This is a genomic window from Stagnihabitans tardus (assembly GCF_009925085.1).
GTDB lineage: Bacteria > Pseudomonadota > Alphaproteobacteria > Rhodobacterales > Rhodobacteraceae > Stagnihabitans > Stagnihabitans tardus.
The window spans coordinates 1-678 of the sequence record NZ_JAABNR010000093.1 but is presented as its reverse complement, the minus strand read 5'-3'; the positions used below and the strand labels follow the sequence as shown (position 1 = coordinate 678).

Sequence of the window (678 nt, the reverse complement as noted above, 5' to 3'; positions counted from 1 at the left end):
TCCACCTTGGCGGACTGGGTCGGCCGTGCCGCCTTCGAGCTTCGCCCTGTCCACGACGCGTTGATGGCCAACTTGAAGCGATCAACCAAGCTCTTCATGGACGAGACCCGCGCCCCGGTCCTCGACCGTAAGCCTCCGGCTAGGGCCGTCTGACGCCATTGGCTGAGGTCAGCTAAGACGCTGACCTTATGGATGACTCTAAGTTCAGATCACAGTTCGAGGTTCTCTCTGTCGTCGACAAAGGTCGGCGGCGGGAGTGGACGGATGCCGAGAAGGTCCGGATCGTCGAGGAGAGCCTGCGCGGGTTCCGGCAGTGTTCGGCGACGGCGCGGCGGCATGGGATATCGCGGGCTCTATTGACGCGGTGGCGTCGGGACTATCGGGCCGGGCAGCTTGCCAGCGAGCGGCGGCCGCAATTCCTGGCGGTTGAGGTCGCTTCGGAGATGTCGGCGAAGTCAGTGCCGCCGTCGGCGCTCGGTTCCGGTGCTGATCGTGGTGATCGGATCGAGATTACCTTGGGCAATGGGCGCAAGCTCGCGGTCGGGGTGACGATCGACCCGATGGTGCTGGCGCGCCTGGTTCAGGTCCTGGATCGGGCATGATCGCGTTCCCTGCGGCAGCAAAGGTCTGGATTGCGGGCGGCGCGACCGACATGCGGTGCGGGATGAACAGCCTCGC

Annotated in this window: 1 protein-coding gene and 1 pseudogene; both read left to right on the top strand. The window is 65.0% G+C overall.

Going from position 1 to position 678, the window contains the following annotated elements:
- Positions 1-126: pseudogene (locus tag GV832_RS21750) on the top strand (IS66 family transposase); the annotation flags it as partial.
- 62 nt (positions 127-188) lie between these two features.
- Positions 189-602, top strand: a complete 414-nt coding sequence (gene tnpA / locus GV832_RS21745) for an IS66-like element accessory protein TnpA (protein WP_168776938.1) — start codon at positions 189-191, stop codon at positions 600-602.
- Positions 603-678 lie beyond the last annotated feature (76 nt).

What these genes read in the sequence shown, in the direction of transcription:
- tnpA (WP_168776938.1), top strand. Translation starts at nt 189, where the DNA reads ATGGATGACTCTAAGTTCAGATCACAGTTCGAGGTTCTCTCTGTCGTC.